Source organism: Mesorhizobium sp. C264A (genome assembly GCF_040324515.1).
Taxonomy (GTDB): domain Bacteria; phylum Pseudomonadota; class Alphaproteobacteria; order Rhizobiales; family Rhizobiaceae; genus Mesorhizobium.
This window is the reverse complement of sequence record NZ_JAMYVY010000001.1, coordinates 3,059,601-3,074,875: the sequence shown is the minus strand read 5'-3', so window position 1 is coordinate 3,074,875 and position 15,275 is coordinate 3,059,601. Positions and strand designations below refer to the sequence as shown.

The window sequence follows — 15,275 nt, the reverse complement described above, 5'->3', positions numbered from 1 at the left end:
CGGGCGGCAATTCAACCGAGGGGGAAAAATGCAGTTCATCGTCATCGAGGATTTCACCGGCTGCGACCGCAAGGAGATCTACCGTCGTTTCGGCGAGCGCGGCAGATTGAAGCCGGACGCGCTTGTCGTGCATCACTCCTGGATCGCGGCTGATATGAGCCGCTGCTTCCTGCTGGTCGAGGCCGATGACGCCACGCTGCTGCAGCGCTGGGTCATCGAATGGTCTGACCTGGTGGAGTTCGAGATCATTCCCGTGGCGACGAACAAGGACATGACAGTGGCGCTGGCTGCGCATCTCTGACGCTGCTGACCATCATAGGAGCACCGGCGACCCCACCGACTGCCGGCATTTCTCGATCAACCAGGCGCGAAACGCCGCCACCATGTCGCGCTGTGCGCTGCGGTCCGGGATCGTCAGGCAGTAGGATTGGCGCAGCGCGATCGACAGGGCGTTCGGCCTAACCAGCCGGCCGTCTTCCAGCGCCCCGGCGCAATAGATTCCTTGCGCCAGCGCAACGCCCAGCCCTGAAATGGCTAGGTCGAGCGCTGCCCGCGACGAGTTCGCCGACAGTCCGCGCTGCACTGCGCGGCCGGGCTCTATGCCCGCCGCCTCGAACCAGGTGCGCCAAGACGGAAACGACGCGCCGGTCGGTCCCCAGTCGGTGTGAATCAGTGGCAGGCCGGCGAGGCTGTCGGTTTTGGCGGTGAGTTCTGGCGCGCAGACGGGGTAGACGGCGTCCCTGACGATCTCCTCGCTCGGGTGTTCACGATAGTGCGGGCCGAAGGACAGCCGGATGTCGATCAGTTCGCGGTCGAACGGCACCGGATCGTCATCGCCGCGCAGGGATATGTCGACGGTGCCGTGGCTGGCGACAAAGCCGGCGAGGCGTTCGGAAAGCCAGCCCATCGCCATGGACGGCGGCACCGATACGACAAGCCGCGGGCGGAAGGCATCGCTGCCACGCGCGATGCTGCCGATCTCCCGAAAAGCCAGGGTCAGCCGGGGCAGCATCTCGACGCCGGCTTCCGTCAGCACCACGCGGCGGTTGACGCGATGGAACAGTTTTCGACCCATCTGCTCCTCGACGGTGCGAATGAGCTGGCTGACCGCAGCCGCCGAGATCGAGAGCTCATCCGCCGCTGCGGCGAAACTCCCCGAGCGCGCCGCCGCCTCGAAGGCTTGAAGTCCTCTCAGGGAAGGAAGCGCGGTCATTGGGTGATCCGATAGGTAAGGTCAGCTTATCTGTGTCGCAGAAATCCTCGTCTTTCGAAAGCTTTCTTATTCGAGTAGCTTGGCGCCATGACCGTATCGGCCCAGTTTGAACCCAGAGACCATCGCGACGTCATCGCGTTCCTGACCAATGAGCAGCGCAGCCGCCTGACCGGCAAGTCGGACGGGCCGGGTCTGGTCCAACTCGCCTTCCATCTCGGCGCGATTGTGGCTATCGGCGGGCTGATTGCGGCCAAGGTGTCGTACTGGCCGCTGTTGATGTTGCCGCAAGGCATTCTTATCGTCTTCCTGTTCACGCTGCTGCATGAGACGGTGCACAGGACGGCGTTCGAGACGCAGTGGCTCAACGATGCCGCCGCAAGGGTCTGCAGCCTGGCGATCGCGCTGCCCGCCGACTGGTTTCGCTATTTCCACTTCGCCCATCACCGTTTCACCCAGGATCCCGAGACCGATCCGGAACTCGCCTTCCCGAAACCGGAGACGATGCGGCAATACATCGTCCACGTCTCGGGCCTGCCGGTGTGGTGGGGGCATTTGCAGACACTCTACACCAACGCGATTGGCGGCTGCCACGACAGCTACGTGCCGCCGAAAGGCCTGCCCAAGGTGCGCACTGAAGCCCGCGCCATGATCGCTTTCTATGTCGTGGTCGCCGCGCTAGCCCTGTGGTTCGAGGCAAGTGTACTGCTCTATGTCTGGATCGTGCCGGCGCTGCTCGGCCAGCCCTTCCTCAGGCTCTATCTGCTGGCCGAGCATGGCCGCTGCCCGCTTGTCGCCAACATGCTGGAAAACACCCGCACCACGCTGACCAACTGGCTGGTGCGCAAAGTCGCCTGGAACATGCCGTATCACGCCGAGCACCACGCCTATCCCGGCGTGCCCTTCCATCAGCTGCCGGCCTTCCACCAGCTGATCGAGCGCCATCTCAAAGTCGTCGAACCCGGCTATGTCAGCTTCCACGAGAAATACGTCGAGACCTTGCGCTGAGGCGCTCGGCCGTCAGCGTAGCGTCTGCTCAACGAGCGTGACGAAATAGCGGAGCACGGTGGGGACGATGGCGTCGTTGAAGACATAGCGATCGCCGTGCAGCCCTTCGCCCGGTCTGACCGCTCCTGCTCCGACCCAGGCATAGCAGCCGCCGGCTTCGCGGACCATGTAGGCAAAATCCTCGCAGCCGAGGCTCGGGTTGAATGCGGTCTCGACCTGCTCGCGGCCGACAACCGCGGTTGCCGCCTGGACGGCCCGGTCAGTGGCAGCCGACGTGTTGACCAGCGGCGGATAGCCTTTCTTGTAGGCGAGCTTGGCGGTGAGGGCATGCGCCGAGGCAATGCCTTGCGCGATGTCGCCGATCAGCCTTTCGCAATGGTCCGACAAAGCGGGCTCGAAGAAGCGGCAGGTTCCCTGGAGCCAGACCTTGCCCGGCACGATGTTGCCGACATTGCCGCCATGGATCTGGGTGATCGAAACGACCAGCGCCATTTGCGGGTCGACCGAACGGCTGACGATGCGCTGCACGGCTTGAACGAAGGCGCCGGCCGCGAGCACGGGATCGTCGCCTAGCTGCGGCATGGCGGCATGCGCGCCGGTCCCCTCAAAGTTCAGTTCGAAAGTGTCGACGGCCGCCATCATCGACCCGGCACGGGCCGCGATCTTTCCGAGCGGCAGCCCCGGCCAGTTGTGGACGGCGTAGACCGCTTCCACGGGGAAGCGCTCGAACAGTCCGTCCTTGATCATCCGCATGGCGCCGCCTTCATTTTCTTCCGCCGGCTGGAAGATGAAACAGACGGTGCCGTCGAAGGCTCTGTTGTCGGCGAGCAGCTTGGCGGCGCCGAGCAGCATCGCGATGTGCCCGTCGTGGCCGCAGGCATGCATCACGCCGTCTTTCTTCGACGCATATGGCAATCCTGTCTTCTCCAGCACGGGCAAGGCATCGAGTTCGGCCCGAAGCCCGATGGCGCGCACGCCTGGCCGTCCTCTGAGGACGCCAACCACGCCGGTGCCGCCTATGCCTTCATGAACCTCGTCGAGCCCGAAGGTGCGCAGCTTGTCGGCGACGAAGCGCACGGTCTCATACTCTTGGAAACCGAGTTCGGGGTTGGCGTGGATGTGATGCCGCCATTCCACCACCTGCGGGGTGAGGGCGGCGATGGGGTCGTTGTGCAGCATTGCGCTCTCCTTGCCGGCTATCCTAAATTCGGCCTTGTCGATGCCAGCACGTAAAGGTTTTGGGCCGGCAGCGTCTTGAACAGGATTGACCGTGTCTGGAATTCAACAGCCTCAGGAGACGACGCAGTTCTGGCGTCATCCGCGCTTTCGCGATCTTGGCATGCTCAAGGCGCGCTTCACGCGGCATCGCTACCAACTGCACACGCACCCGACCTATGTCGTCGCCCTGATCACGCAAGGGTGCGAGCGGGTCCGCATCGGCAACGAGACTGTCCTCGCGCGGTCGGGCACGGTTCTGCTCGTCAATCCGGAGATATGGCATGACGGCGAGGCGGGTGCCGACCAGGGTTGGGCTTACCGCACCTTCTATCCGTCGGCCTCGCTCATGGGTGCGATCGCGGACGAACTCGGGCAGGATCGCCCGCCGTTGTTTTCGCAAGCGATCGTCGATGATGCCGATCTCGTCCAGGCAGTAGGCGTCGCGCACTTGGCTTCGACATCGGGTGATGCCACGAGCGCCGAAACATCCATGCTGATCGCCTTGCGCAAGCTCATCCTGCGCCATGGCGATTGGGGCGGCCGGCGGCGCGAGGCGGTCGAAAGCTTCGGATCGAAAAGCCGGCTCCGGGTCTATGAACAGGTCATCGAAGACCATCTGAACTCGGACCTCGATTTGCAGCGGCTCGCTGAAGCCGCAGGCGTGACGCGCTTTCAAGTTATCCGCGATTTCAGGAAAGTGCTGGGTCTCACCCCTGCTGCCTTCATCCGTGACCGCAGGCTGCGCCGTGCCGATCTGCTGATCCGGCAAGGTTCAGATCTCGCCGGTGCCGCCTTTGCGGCCGGCTTCTCCGACCAAAGCCATCTCTCGCGCACCTTCCGCGCCGCGCATGGAATGACGCCGGGGATGTTCAGGCGCGCCGGGACGCTGCCCTCGTCTTGAGAAGTCGAGCCATGTCGGCGGCCTTTGACGGCATGCCGATCAGAAAGCCCTGCACCTCGACGCAGCCAGCCTTGCGCAATACGTCGAGCTGCGCTTCGGTCTCGACGCCTTCGGCGGTGACGGTGATGCCAAGTTCGGCACCAAGCCCGATGATCGTGCGCACGATCGCCGCCGTGTCCTTGTTGTCGATATCGTGGATGAAGGAGCGGTCGATCTTGATCTTGTCGACGGGAAAACGCCTGAGATAGCCGAGCGACGAATAGCCGGTGCCGAAATCGTCGAGCGCGATGCGGATACCGAGTTCGCGCAGCTGCCTCAGCGTCTTCAGCACCGTCTCGCTCTCATCCATCAGCACGGTCTCGGTGATTTCCAGTTCGAGCCGGCTGGCCGGCACGCCGGAAACGGCCAGCGCCGAAATCACGCTGCGGGCAAAGTCGGCGCTTCTGATCTGCACTGCCGAGACATTGACGGCGATGCGCATTCCAGGCGGCCAGCCGGCGGCCACGCTGCAGGCCTGTTTCAGCGCCCATTCGCCCAGCGGAACGATCAGCCCGCTGTCTTCGGCGGCTGCGATGAAATCGTCGGGCGCCACCAGGCCGCGCGTCGGTGAATTCCACCGCATCAACGCTTCGGCGCCGACGATCTTGCCCGACGCGACGTTGGTGATCGGCTGGAACTCCAGCACGAACTCCCGCCGCTTCAGTGCCGTCTCGAGATCGGTTTCGAGCGCCAGGCGCGCCCGCACCAAGGCATCCATGCCGGGCTCGAAAAAGCGGTAAACGTTGCGGCCTTCGCTCTTGCCGCTGTAAAGCGCCATGTCGGCGTTCTTCAAAAGCGTGTCGGCGTCCTTGCCGTCACCGGGATACAGCGCGATGCCAAGGCTGATGCCGACATGCATCTCGCGGCCCTTGTCGCGAAACGGCTGGCTGACGACAGCGACGATGCGTTTTGCCAGTTGTTCCGCATCGGTGGAGCCTTTGGGATTGAACTGCAGGATGGCGAACTCGTCGCCACCGAGGCGGGCGACCATATCGGTGTCGCTGCGCAGGCTGTGCCGCAACCGCTCAGCCACGCATTTCAGCAGCCAGTCGCCGGCAGGGTGTCCCCAGGTGTCGTTGACGGCCTTGAAACGATCGAGGTCGAGCGAGAAGATCGCCAGCGGTGTATCGCCGGCCATCGCCTGGTCGAGCCGTTCGCGAAACATCGAGCGGTTGGGCAGGTCGGTCAGCGTGTCGTAATGTGCAAGGTGGCTCATGCGCTCTTCGGCGCGCCGGCGCTCGGTGATGTCTTCGAAGGTCGCCACCCAGCCGCCACCGGCAAGCGGCCGGCGCGCAACCAGCAGCGTTCGGCCATCGGCAAGGCTGCGGTCTGTCGAACGCTCCTCACCGGCCTGCAGGCTGGCTCTGGTGTTGGCGATCTCGCCGTCAATGTCCATCGACGGATAGATGCGCAGTCGCACCATCTGTTCGAGCAGGGCGCGCTGGCTCATGCCGAGCGGGAAGTCGTCAGGCGTGACCTTGTAGAGGTCGAGGAAGCGCTGGTTGCGCACGATCAGCGTGCCTTCGGCGTCGTACATCAACAGGCCTTGCGACATGTTGGCGAGCGCCGCATCGAAGCGGCGGTGCTGCTCCTTCAGTTCCTGCTCGGCCCGCCTTTGCTCCGTAATGTCCTCATAGATCGACACCCAGCCGCCTGAGGCCAGCGGCCGGTGCGTGATGGAAACGATACGTCCGTCCGACAGTATTTCCTCGTAGGTCGAGGCTTGCGCGCGCTCGATATAGGGCTTGCGGATGGCATACAGGTCTTCGGCGCTCTGTGAGGCGACACCGATGTCGACGCTGTGCTTTAGAATGTCCAGGAACGCGATGCCGGGCCGCACGATCTTCGCGTCGAGGGAGAAGATGCTGATATAGTTGCCGTTGCAGATGATCATCCGCTCGTCGGCGTCGAACATGCACAGCCCGTGCGACATATTCTCGACGGCCGCCGAAAAGCGCTCGTTCTGGTGGCGCAGTTCGTCGGCGATCTGCCGTGGCGCGGCGACGCCTCCGGCTCCCCGTCTGCGGACGGGCGAACCACCCTTGACGTGCGCAACGGACATGAGGCGTGCCTGCTGACCGTGATCGAAACCCGGTACTGTGGTTACCGCTGGTTAATTTAGCGTATGTTCACTGCGCCGAATGCACGGCAACCGTTGCCTGGCGTTGCTTTTCAAGCGTTGCGTAGCGTTTGAGGAAGGCAGCTTGCGCCGAGGTCACCGAGTGCGGCTTAAAGTCGAAGCGGTCGGCATTGAACCCGCGCGGCCGGCCGAAGAACTCGGTTGCTTCCGCGGTCGAGAAACCGGCAAGCAGCGTCGCCTCGTAATAGGCGGCGATCTGGTCGGCGCGCTTGATCTCCTTGCGCAAGCCGACGCCGAGTTCGGGCGGCAGCGAAAAGCGCTGATGGATGGCGCGCTGGAGACGCAGCTCACACTCCTTGTAGGAGCCGCCCATTACCGATTTGAACGGCGAGATCATGTCGCCGATGACATATTCCGGCGCGTCATGCAGCAGTGCTGCCAACTGAGCATTGGCCGAGGCGTCCGGCTGCAACTCGCTGAACAGCGCCTCGACCAGCAGCGAATGCTGGGCGACCGAAAAGGCGTGATCGCCGCGGGTCTGCCCGTTCCAGCGGGCGACGCGGGCAAGCCCGTGGGCGATGTCGGAGATTTCGATGTCGAGCGGCGAGGGATCTAGCAGGTCGAGCCGCCGCCCCGACAGCATGCGCTGCCACGCGCGCGGTGGCGCTCCGACGCGATCGGCAGCCATCAGGCGTCCTCCGCGCCGATGGCTTCCCTGGGAAAGCTGAACTTCGCCCAGGACGGGATGGCGAGCGAGACGGTGACATCACCGGCCAGTACCGGCTGGCCAGCGTCGAGCGCCGCCTTGACCCGGTCGATGCGGGCAATGGCGAGTCCGGCCGTGCCCGCGCTGGAACCGAGCGTGCCGACCGGCCGCCCCGCAACCGTCAGCTCCGAGCCCGGCGCGGGCAAGGCATGGTCGGCCGAAACGATCAGCACGCGCCGCCTGGCGGTGCCGCGATGCTGCATGCGCGAGACCACTTCCTGGCCGACATAGCAGCCTTTCTTGAAGCCGACGCCGCCGGTCTCGTCGAGCAGCACGTCGTGAGGGAAGGCATCGCCGAGCTGATAATCGGGACCGCTTTCGGCAATGCCATTGGCGATGCGGAGCGTCTGCCATGCAGCCGGATCGCCACCTACGGATGCGCCGCCATAGGAACGGCTCACAACCACATCGCGGAAGCGGGCATCGGCAAGTGTCGTTGAATCAGAAGGTGAGGCGCTTGAATCATCGCCCCACGCAACCGTCACAAGCACTTGATCCTGCTTCGCGATCTCGGCCTTGGCGCGCAGCTTGTAAAGCATCAGCCGGCGCAGGAAGTCGTCTGCGACGTCGGCACGGCAATCCAGCCGGAATCCGTCCTCGCCGCTACGCGAGATCAGGAAATCAAACAGGATCTTGCCTTGCGGCGAAAGCAGCGCACCGGGTTTTGCCGCACCGGCGCCCAGCGTGTCGAGGTCGGTGGTGAGGATGTTCTGCAAAAAATGCTCGGCATCCGGGCCTGACACAGAAATGAGAGCGCGGTCTTTGAGCAGGGCAAAAGGCATGGGCGGCAAAGAACCTGATCTTGCAAAACGGTCGGCCTTTACGTAAGCCGACGATACTCCCCCCGCAAGAGACCGAACGCCTATGGCCACCATCTACGACCTCATCCTGACAGGCGGCACGGTGGTCAACCATGATGGCGAGGGCGCGCGCGATGTCGGCGTCAAGGGTGGTCGCATCGTCGCAATGGGCGATCTTCGCCAAGCTTCGGCCGGCGAAGCGATCGACTGTCGCGGGCTGCACGTCCTGCCCGGCGTCGTTGACAGCCAGGTGCATTTTCGCGAGCCGGGGCTGGAGCACAAGGAAGATCTCGAGAGTGGATCGCGCGCCGCTGTTCTGGGCGGGGTCACCGCCGTCTTCGAAATGCCCAACACCAATCCGCTGACCACCAGCGAGGCGGCGCTTGCCGACAAGGTGCGCCGCGCCACCAGCCGGATGCATTGCGACTTCGCCTTCTGGGTTGGCGGCACACGCGAGAATGCCAATGATGTCGGTGAGCTCGAGCGGCTGCCGGGTGCTGCCGGGATAAAGGTGTTCATGGGCTCGTCCACCGGCGACCTGCTAGTCGAGGACGACGAGGGTGTCGCATCGATCCTGCGCAACACCCGCCGCCGCGCCGCCTTTCACTCGGAGGACGAGTTCCGGCTGCGCGAGCGCCTCGGCTTGCGCGTCGAGGGCGACCCGTCCTCACACCCCGTCTGGCGCGACGAGATCGCGGCCTTGCGCTGCACCGAGCGGCTGGTGCGCATCGCGCGCAGCACCCGCGCCCGCATCCATGTCCTGCACATCTCCACTGCCGAAGAGATCGTGTTCCTCGAACAGCACAAGGATGTCGCCACCTGCGAGGCGACGCCGCACCATTTGACGCTCACCGCCGACGACTATGCGCGGCTGGGCACGCTGATCCAGATGAATCCGCCAGTTCGCGCGGCCCGCCATCGCGACGGCGTCTGGCACGGCATTGCGCAAGGCATTGTCGATGTGCTCGGCTCCGACCACGCCCCCCACACGCTGGCCGAAAAGGCAAAGCCCTATCCGGCCTCACCGTCTGGCATGACCGGGGTGCAGACGCTGGTGCCGATCATGCTCGACCACGTCAATTCAGGCCTGCTGACCCTGCAGCGCTTCGTCGACCTCTCCAGCCACGGCCCGCAGCGCATCTTCGGCATGGCCCGGAAAGGCCGTATCGCCGCAGGCTATGACGCCGATTTCACCGTTGTCGACATGAAGTGCCGCGAGACCATCACCAATGCGCAGGCCGGCTCCAAGGCCGGCTGGACGCCCTATGACGGCAAGGAAGTCACCGGCTGGCCGGTCGGCACCATCGTGCGCGGTCGTCGCGTGATGTGGGAAGGCGAGATCGTCACGCCAGGACAGGGCAGGCCGGTGGAGTTTTCCGAGGCGCTGCCGGCTTAGGCGGCCGGATAACGAACCACCATACGTGTCCTCGGCTACGGATCCCCGTTCGACCGCCAGGCGGGACAGGCCAATACCGCGGCGTATTTACTAACCAAAGCGGTGCATTGTTCTGCCAAATCCGTCACTCTCTTTGTTTGGACGCAATTCGGACGGAAAGCCGTTTCACACTTTTCCTGGAATTACTCTGGAAAGCATCCGGCAAGACAGACTCTAATTCTCGTTTATTGGGGGGAATTATGATGGGCCGCTGGCGGAGATGTCGTTCCGAGATCGGCATCTGCAAGTTTTTGGAATGGTGGCGAGATTGATCAAGGGTAGTTGCCAAAATGGCGTCAGCGCCCTGGGGAGTATAGCCGTAAGCAGGGATCCTGAACAAGACGAGGATCCCGACGCTGAGCATCCTCAAATTTTCACTTGGGAATACAGTTGTAAATAAGCGCCTCAACCGCGCAGGAGAGACAGCTATTCGCCGGCCGTTCAATCCCCGGCGACGAAAAACGTCCACTGCCCGGTGGGCGTAATGCCGACGCGGTAGAAGATGTAGGCTCCGAACTGCTTCATGTCGTCATAGTCGCCGGCGGTGACGATCTTGAACAGTTCGACCCGCTGCCTGGCGTTGAGCTTGTCCAGCGGCAGGGCGAAGAAATACGGCCAGACATAGAGTTCCTGCGGTGTGCCGACGTCTACATGGACATAGCCGGCATTGAGCACCTCTTCCAGGATGGCGAGGATTTCCTGACCTTCCTTGTCGCCCGATAGCCCTTTCAGGAAGGCGATCGGGTCGCCCTCGATTTCGCCCAGCGACAATTGGGTCATGGTGTCGCCCTTGCCGATCAGCGGCCGCAGCTTCTCGATGTCGCCGCTGACGCAGGCCTCGACCATCAGATCGCGCATGCGCCTGACGGGCTCGGGCAATTTGGAAAGGTCATAGACGACTTCGGGCACCGGCGCTTCTGGATCGGCACGCGGGTTGGCCACGCCGCCATCGTTGGCGGGGGCTTCCGGTTGGCTTTGTCCGGGCTCCGTGGGCGATTTCGGCTGGCTGGCGGCCGGTGGCGCCGTGCCGGGCAGATCGGGCATTGGCACTGAATTTTCAGACGGCGCCGTCTCACCATTGGCTGGTGGCCCGGCAGGAGCTGGAAGCTCCTCGCGCTTGATCTCGCTCAGCGCATAGGCAGGGTTGCTGGTCAGGACAAGCGCCAGCGGAACCGCGGCGCAAGAGGCAGCAAGCCAGATGCTGAGGACCACGCCGCGAGGCCGGCCTGACATCGAAAAATTCACCGCTTGCCTCTCCTTGGGCCTAGGCTGTTCAGGCATGATGCCCAAACGGCGCGCCGTCGTCAAAGAACCGGTAAGCTGGCGATGCACCCTCTGAGACGCGCGACGCCTAGTGCCGAAACCGCTCCGGCTCGAAGGCGCCGGCGATCACCTTTTCACGCATGCGATCGAGCAGGGCAAGGGCCGAGGTTTCGCCATTGGCTCGCAGCATCTCGCCGAACGCGGTTTCAAGCGCTGCCTCGGCGATGATTTCAGGTTCTATGCCGGCCGACAGACCTTCCGCCCAGGCCTCGCTATGGCTTTCCACCGCGGTCAGGCGCTTTTCTTCCCTGACCAGCGCGTCGATGTCGTTGACGCCATGTTCCATTTGCGATGTCCACCTTTTCAAGCGGCGGTCCGACGGGTCGGATCCGGCTTGGGCTGCCCCTATCTCACGCAGGCTAAGTAAGTATCTGTAAATACGACATTTTTTTGATCGTCTTTACAAACTTCGTCGCCTGCGTTCGGTCCGATTCAAACTTAGCCGATTAGACCGGTGAGCGGGATGAAAACCTTCAGTTTGAGTTAATTCCGCATTCGCGCGCTAACGTTTCGTTAATACTGTTGCGCAAGTGCAACACCAAGATTGCATCAACGTGCCGTGGATACAAGGCGGGTGCTCGAAAAGGCGTTCGCTAAACGCCGTCTGGCGCTCGTCAGTTGCCGTAACGCGAGGCGATGTCGCGCGACAGCGTCTCGCCTTCCTTCATGTAGCGGCTGATGGCTTCGGTCGCTGACGGCGTGCATTGGGTATAGGTGCCGCCGAAGGAACGGTAACCGCGGTTGAAGCTGGCGATGAAGCGGGCACGCCGCTCCGGATCGGGATTTTCCGAATCGATCAGCTTTTCCATCTCGGTGCGCCACTGGTCGCCCTTTTCGCCGCACAGATTGCGCAGGAAATGCAGCGACCCCAGCACCTCGGCCAGTCGCATCAGCCCGGGCTCGAACGGCGACTCGGCGGCCAGCGCCGGCTGCACGGCAAAAGCCGTGGCGGTGGCGATGCATGCGGCAAGGAACAGCGAGGTGCGGGTCATAAGTCTATCTGACGAAACATTTTGTCGCCTGCAAGGCGATTCTCGGAGCGGCAGATATGGGCCTGCTTCAGGCCAAAAGCTCTTCAGCCACCTCCATGACGTCACCCGCGAGCGGCAGCGTCGCCATTTCATCAAGACTATAGAAGGCGGCGGTCTCGGCATCGTCGCTGGCCGTCGCTTCGCCGCCGGCATAAACGGCGCCGAACACGGTCAGCAGATAGTCGACCGGGTGATTCTCGCCGCTGCCGTCGATGTGGATGTCGCGAAGCGGACGATAGTCCTGCGCCCGCAGCCCGGTTTCCTCCAGCAATTCGCGCACTGCTGCTTCTTGCAGCGTCTCGCCGGGCTCGACCTTGCCGCCGGGAAAGGCATAAAGCCCCTGCGACGGCGGCCGCGCCCGTTTGACCAGCAGCACCGTCCTGCCGCGCACGACGGCGACCGAGACTGCGGGAAGTGTCTTGCGCTGCTCGTTCATCGATCTCGTTTTCGCCTATGTGAGGCCAAACCCTTGTGGACCGGCTGGCAGCGAGCAGCTTTAGCGGTTGCGCAGCGCCGGTTCCATCGCCACGTTCGCGATCGGATCAATTCATCGAGCTTGCCAATGTGCGGACGCTTTGCCCTGACGGCCACGCCGGACCAGACCGCCGCCTTGCTCGGCCTGGCGGAGCTGGAGGATTTTCCGGCCCGCTACAACATCGCGCCGACGCAGCCGGTGCTGATGGCGCTGTCGGGGCCGCCGCGCATGCCGGGCTCGAATTTCCCGGATCGCCAGGCGATGCTGGTGCGCTGGGGACTGATCCCCACCTGGGTCAAGGACACCAGGGAATTTCCGCTGCTCATCAACGCGCGTTCGGAAGGCGCTATTGAAAAAGCCTCGTTCAAAGCCGCCATGCGCCATCGCCGTGCCTTGGTGCCGGCCTCCGGCTTCTATGAGTGGCAGCAATCCGGGAGCGGCAAGAAGGGCCAGCCCTACTGGATACGGCCGAGGCATGGCGGGTTGATCGCCTTTGCCGGGCTGATCGAAACCTATGCCGAACCGGGCGGTTCGGAAATGGACACCGGCGCTATTCTTACCGTCAACGCCAATGCCGGCATCGCCCATATCCATGACCGGATGCCGGTGGTGATCGCGCCTGAAGATTTTGCCCGCTGGCTGGACTGCCGCACGCTCGAACCGCGCGATGTGGCCGACCTGCTCAAGCCCGCGCTGCCCGATTTCTTCGAGGCAATTCCGGTCTCCGACCTCGTCAACAAGGTCGCCAACATCGGGCCGGAGATACAGGACATGGGCATCGTCGAGCCCGGCAAGGTCAGGCGCCAGAAGCCCGGCGCGGACGACAGTCAGATGACGCTGTTTTAGAGCGCGCTCCCAAGAAGCCATGTCCGGTCTTCGGGAAGAACCTGCTCAATAGGAAGAGCTGTTGTTTTCAGGCGCGCTATGGGGCCTCAGCCTTCCGTTCCGGCGCACGCCTTGGCGGCGGCGGCACGATGCCTGTTCAGGCAGCGCGGGGCGAAGTGATTTTCGGCGCCGGCTTTTTATTCTTCGCGGTATGGAGAAGGGCGGCGACGATCGCGGCCGGGCCGATCGCACGGTAGTGGTTGGCGAGCGCCGGTTGCTTGGCGCGGCTCGATTCCTGCTTGGTTCGTGACATCGATCTCTTCCCTGGTAACATTTCCGTGTCTGCGTTTGCCGGCCGAATCTGACCGAATCGTGACCTATGGTGGACTAGCCGGCGAATGTTTCATGACTGTGCCGACATGTTTAATAAAATGTTTCAGCGGCTCCTGACCTATGATCCAGCGACGCTTTTGCCGGAAGTTGCGACTTGACGGCAACACCGGCCAAGGCGATAAAGCCGCCGATGAAAACGTTTTCCGCCATTTGTGGCATTTGCATTATTGGCTAGCTTCGCGCTGGTCCGGACGTTTTCGCCTCATCTTTCCCCAGAGTGGACAAACGCCCCGGCCAGCAGGCTGGAGCCGATTTGTGCCTTGGCACAGGTTAGACTCCATCCAGAACTTAACGGGCCGGAAGGGCACGCATGTCTGACGCATCGAAGGGTCTCAGCCTCTACAACACGCTAACGCGGACGAAGGACGTGTTCCTCCCGATCGACCCGTCGAATGTGCGCATGTATGTCTGCGGCCCAACCGTCTACGACTTTGCCCACATCGGCAATGCGCGTCCGGCGATCGTCTTCGACGTGCTGTTCCGTTTGCTGCGTCACCTCTATGGCGAGGCTGGTGTCACGTATGTGCGCAACATCACAGATGTCGACGACAAGATAAACGCCCGCGCGCTGCGCGATTTCGGCGCCGAGATCGCGTCGGGAAGCCTGACGCTCAACGAGGCGATCCGCCGCGTCACCGAAAAAACCGCCGATCAGTACCACAAGGATGTCGCCGCACTCGGCTGCTTGTCGCCGACGGTCGAGCCACGCGCCACCGAGTTCGTCGCGCGCCGCGCCGACGGCAAGGTTGACATGATCACCCTCATCGAACGTTTGATCGAACGCGGCCACGCCTATGTCGCCGCCGGCGAAGTGCTGTTCGACACCGCCTCGATGCCGGATTATGGCGAGCTGTCGAAGCGCAATCTCGACGAACAGCAGGCCGGTGCGCGAATTGCCGTCGACGCTCACAAGAGGAGCCCGGGGGATTTCGTGCTGTGGAAATTGTCGTCACCGGAGGAGCCCGGCTGGGACAGCCCATGGGGCAGGGGCCGGCCCGGTTGGCATATCGAGTGCTCGGCCATGTCGGCCGCCTATCTCGGCGACGTCTTCGACATCCATGGCGGCGGCCTCGACCTGATCTTCCCGCACCATGAGAACGAGATCGCCCAGTCGCGTTGCGCCCACGGCACCGACGTCATGGCCAATGTCTGGATGCACAACGGCTTCCTGCAGGTCGAGGGTCAGAAAATGTCGAAGAGCGTCGGCAATTTCTACGCGATCGCCGAACTGCTGGAGACCGAGACCTTCGGCGGCCGCAAATGGCCGGGCGAGGTGCTGCGTCTGGCGATGCTGATGACGCATTACCGCGAGCCGATCGATTTCTCCGTGCGCAAGCTGGAGGAAGCCGAGAACACGCTGCGCAAATGGAAACGCGCGGCTGACCTGGCGCCGTCGGCAGGGCAAGTCCCGGCGGAGATTGTGGCGGCACTGTCGGACGACCTCGCCACCTACGCCGCCTTCCAGCAACTCACGCAGCTTGCCGGTGAGGCCGCGGAGGGCAACGAAGCGGCCGCATCGCTGAAGGCATCGCTGTTGTTCCTCGGCTTCGATATCGGCGCGGCCAAGGTCGACGAGGCAGCGATCGCCAAGGCGATCGCCAAGCGCTTGGAACTGATCGCAGCGAAAAACTGGGCCGAGGCCGACCGCATCCGCGACGAGTTGCTGACGCAAGGCGTGCAGCTGAAAGACGGCAAGGATCCTGTCACGGGCGAACGCGTGACGACGTGGGAGGTAAAACGGTGAGGGTGGCGCGAGACACCGTTGTAAGAT

Annotated in this window: 16 protein-coding genes; 6 read left to right on the top strand and 10 right to left on the bottom strand. The window is 63.2% G+C overall.

What is annotated here, in order from left to right:
- Positions 1–28 precede the first annotated feature (28 nt).
- Complete coding sequence (locus NKL04_RS15220) at positions 29–301, top strand: DUF3303 domain-containing protein (protein WP_023702690.1); 273 nt, start codon at positions 29–31, stop codon at positions 299–301.
- 12 nt (positions 302–313) lie between these two features.
- On the opposite strand, the gene NKL04_RS15215 is transcribed toward NKL04_RS15220, so the two are convergent.
- Complete coding sequence (locus NKL04_RS15215; RefSeq protein ID WP_023702691.1) at positions 314–1,213, bottom strand: LysR substrate-binding domain-containing protein; 900 nt, start codon at positions 1,211–1,213, stop codon at positions 314–316.
- Positions 1,214–1,300: 87 nt separating this feature from the next.
- On the opposite strand from NKL04_RS15215, the gene NKL04_RS15210 reads away from it, so the two are divergent.
- Positions 1,301–2,218, top strand: a complete 918-nt coding sequence (locus NKL04_RS15210; protein ID WP_352723806.1) for a fatty acid desaturase family protein — start codon at positions 1,301–1,303, stop codon at positions 2,216–2,218.
- Positions 2,219–2,230: 12 nt separating this feature from the next.
- Here the strand turns inward: NKL04_RS15210 and NKL04_RS15205 are convergent, their stop codons facing one another.
- The gene (locus NKL04_RS15205; RefSeq protein WP_023702693.1) at positions 2,231–3,397 is read right to left on the bottom strand and encodes an amidohydrolase; all 1,167 of its coding nucleotides are present in this window, start codon (positions 3,395–3,397) and stop codon (positions 2,231–2,233) included.
- A gap of 91 nt (positions 3,398–3,488) precedes the next feature.
- On the opposite strand from NKL04_RS15205, the gene NKL04_RS15200 reads away from it, so the two are divergent.
- The gene (locus tag NKL04_RS15200; RefSeq protein WP_031194164.1) at positions 3,489–4,337 is read left to right on the top strand and encodes an AraC family transcriptional regulator; all 849 of its coding nucleotides are present in this window, start codon (positions 3,489–3,491) and stop codon (positions 4,335–4,337) included.
- Here NKL04_RS15200 and NKL04_RS15195 read toward each other — a convergent pair.
- The 3 genes from NKL04_RS15195 to ygfZ form a co-directional block, all read right to left on the bottom strand.
- A complete protein-coding gene (locus NKL04_RS15195) occupies positions 4,306–6,438 on the bottom strand; it encodes a putative bifunctional diguanylate cyclase/phosphodiesterase (RefSeq protein WP_023702695.1) in 2,133 nt (710 codons plus the stop codon). The two genes, NKL04_RS15200 and NKL04_RS15195, sit on opposite strands and share 32 nt — an antisense overlap.
- A gap of 67 nt (positions 6,439–6,505) precedes the next feature.
- On the bottom strand, positions 6,506–7,144 hold the full coding sequence (locus NKL04_RS15190) for an HD domain-containing protein (protein WP_023670260.1): 639 nt from the start codon (positions 7,142–7,144) through the stop codon (positions 6,506–6,508).
- Positions 7,144–8,004, bottom strand: coding sequence for a CAF17-like 4Fe-4S cluster assembly/insertion protein YgfZ (gene ygfZ, locus NKL04_RS15185; RefSeq protein ID WP_023687299.1), 861 nt, complete (start codon positions 8,002–8,004; stop codon positions 7,144–7,146). Before ygfZ ends, NKL04_RS15190 begins: the two co-directional genes overlap by 1 nt.
- A gap of 82 nt (positions 8,005–8,086) precedes the next feature.
- Here ygfZ and NKL04_RS15180 point away from each other — a divergent pair, with 82 nt between their 5' ends.
- A complete protein-coding gene (locus tag NKL04_RS15180) occupies positions 8,087–9,418 on the top strand; it encodes a dihydroorotase (RefSeq protein ID WP_023702696.1) in 1,332 nt (443 codons plus the stop codon).
- Between the two features lie 480 nt (positions 9,419–9,898).
- Here NKL04_RS15180 and NKL04_RS15175 read toward each other — a convergent pair whose 3' ends face one another.
- The 4 genes from NKL04_RS15175 to NKL04_RS15160 all read right to left on the bottom strand — a co-directional run bounded on the left by NKL04_RS15175 (position 9,899) and on the right by NKL04_RS15160 (position 12,247).
- Positions 9,899–10,702, bottom strand: a complete 804-nt coding sequence (locus NKL04_RS15175) for a hypothetical protein (protein ID WP_023692874.1) — start codon at positions 10,700–10,702, stop codon at positions 9,899–9,901.
- 106 nt (positions 10,703–10,808) lie between these two features.
- Positions 10,809–11,066: a hypothetical protein gene (locus NKL04_RS15170; RefSeq protein WP_023673564.1), complete on the bottom strand. Its 258-nt coding sequence runs from the start codon at positions 11,064–11,066 to the stop codon at positions 10,809–10,811.
- 328 nt (positions 11,067–11,394) lie between these two features.
- Entirely contained in the window at positions 11,395–11,772 is a 378-nt protein-coding gene (locus tag NKL04_RS15165; RefSeq protein ID WP_023692875.1) for a TIGR02301 family protein, read from the bottom strand.
- Between the two features lie 67 nt (positions 11,773–11,839).
- The gene (locus NKL04_RS15160; protein ID WP_023698665.1) at positions 11,840–12,247 is read right to left on the bottom strand and encodes an NUDIX hydrolase; all 408 of its coding nucleotides are present in this window, start codon (positions 12,245–12,247) and stop codon (positions 11,840–11,842) included.
- Positions 12,248–12,373: 126 nt separating this feature from the next.
- On the opposite strand from NKL04_RS15160, the gene NKL04_RS15155 reads away from it, so the two are divergent.
- Complete coding sequence (locus NKL04_RS15155) at positions 12,374–13,132, top strand: SOS response-associated peptidase (RefSeq protein WP_023702699.1); 759 nt, start codon at positions 12,374–12,376, stop codon at positions 13,130–13,132.
- 136 nt (positions 13,133–13,268) lie between these two features.
- Here the strand turns inward: NKL04_RS15155 and NKL04_RS15150 are convergent, their stop codons facing one another.
- Positions 13,269–13,424, bottom strand: a complete 156-nt coding sequence (locus NKL04_RS15150; RefSeq protein WP_023673568.1) for a hypothetical protein — start codon at positions 13,422–13,424, stop codon at positions 13,269–13,271.
- Positions 13,425–13,814: 390 nt separating this feature from the next.
- On the opposite strand from NKL04_RS15150, the gene cysS reads away from it, so the two are divergent.
- On the top strand, positions 13,815–15,248 hold the full coding sequence (gene cysS, locus NKL04_RS15145; RefSeq protein WP_023702700.1) for a cysteine--tRNA ligase: 1,434 nt from the start codon (positions 13,815–13,817) through the stop codon (positions 15,246–15,248).
- Positions 15,249–15,275: the final 27 nt, after the last annotated feature.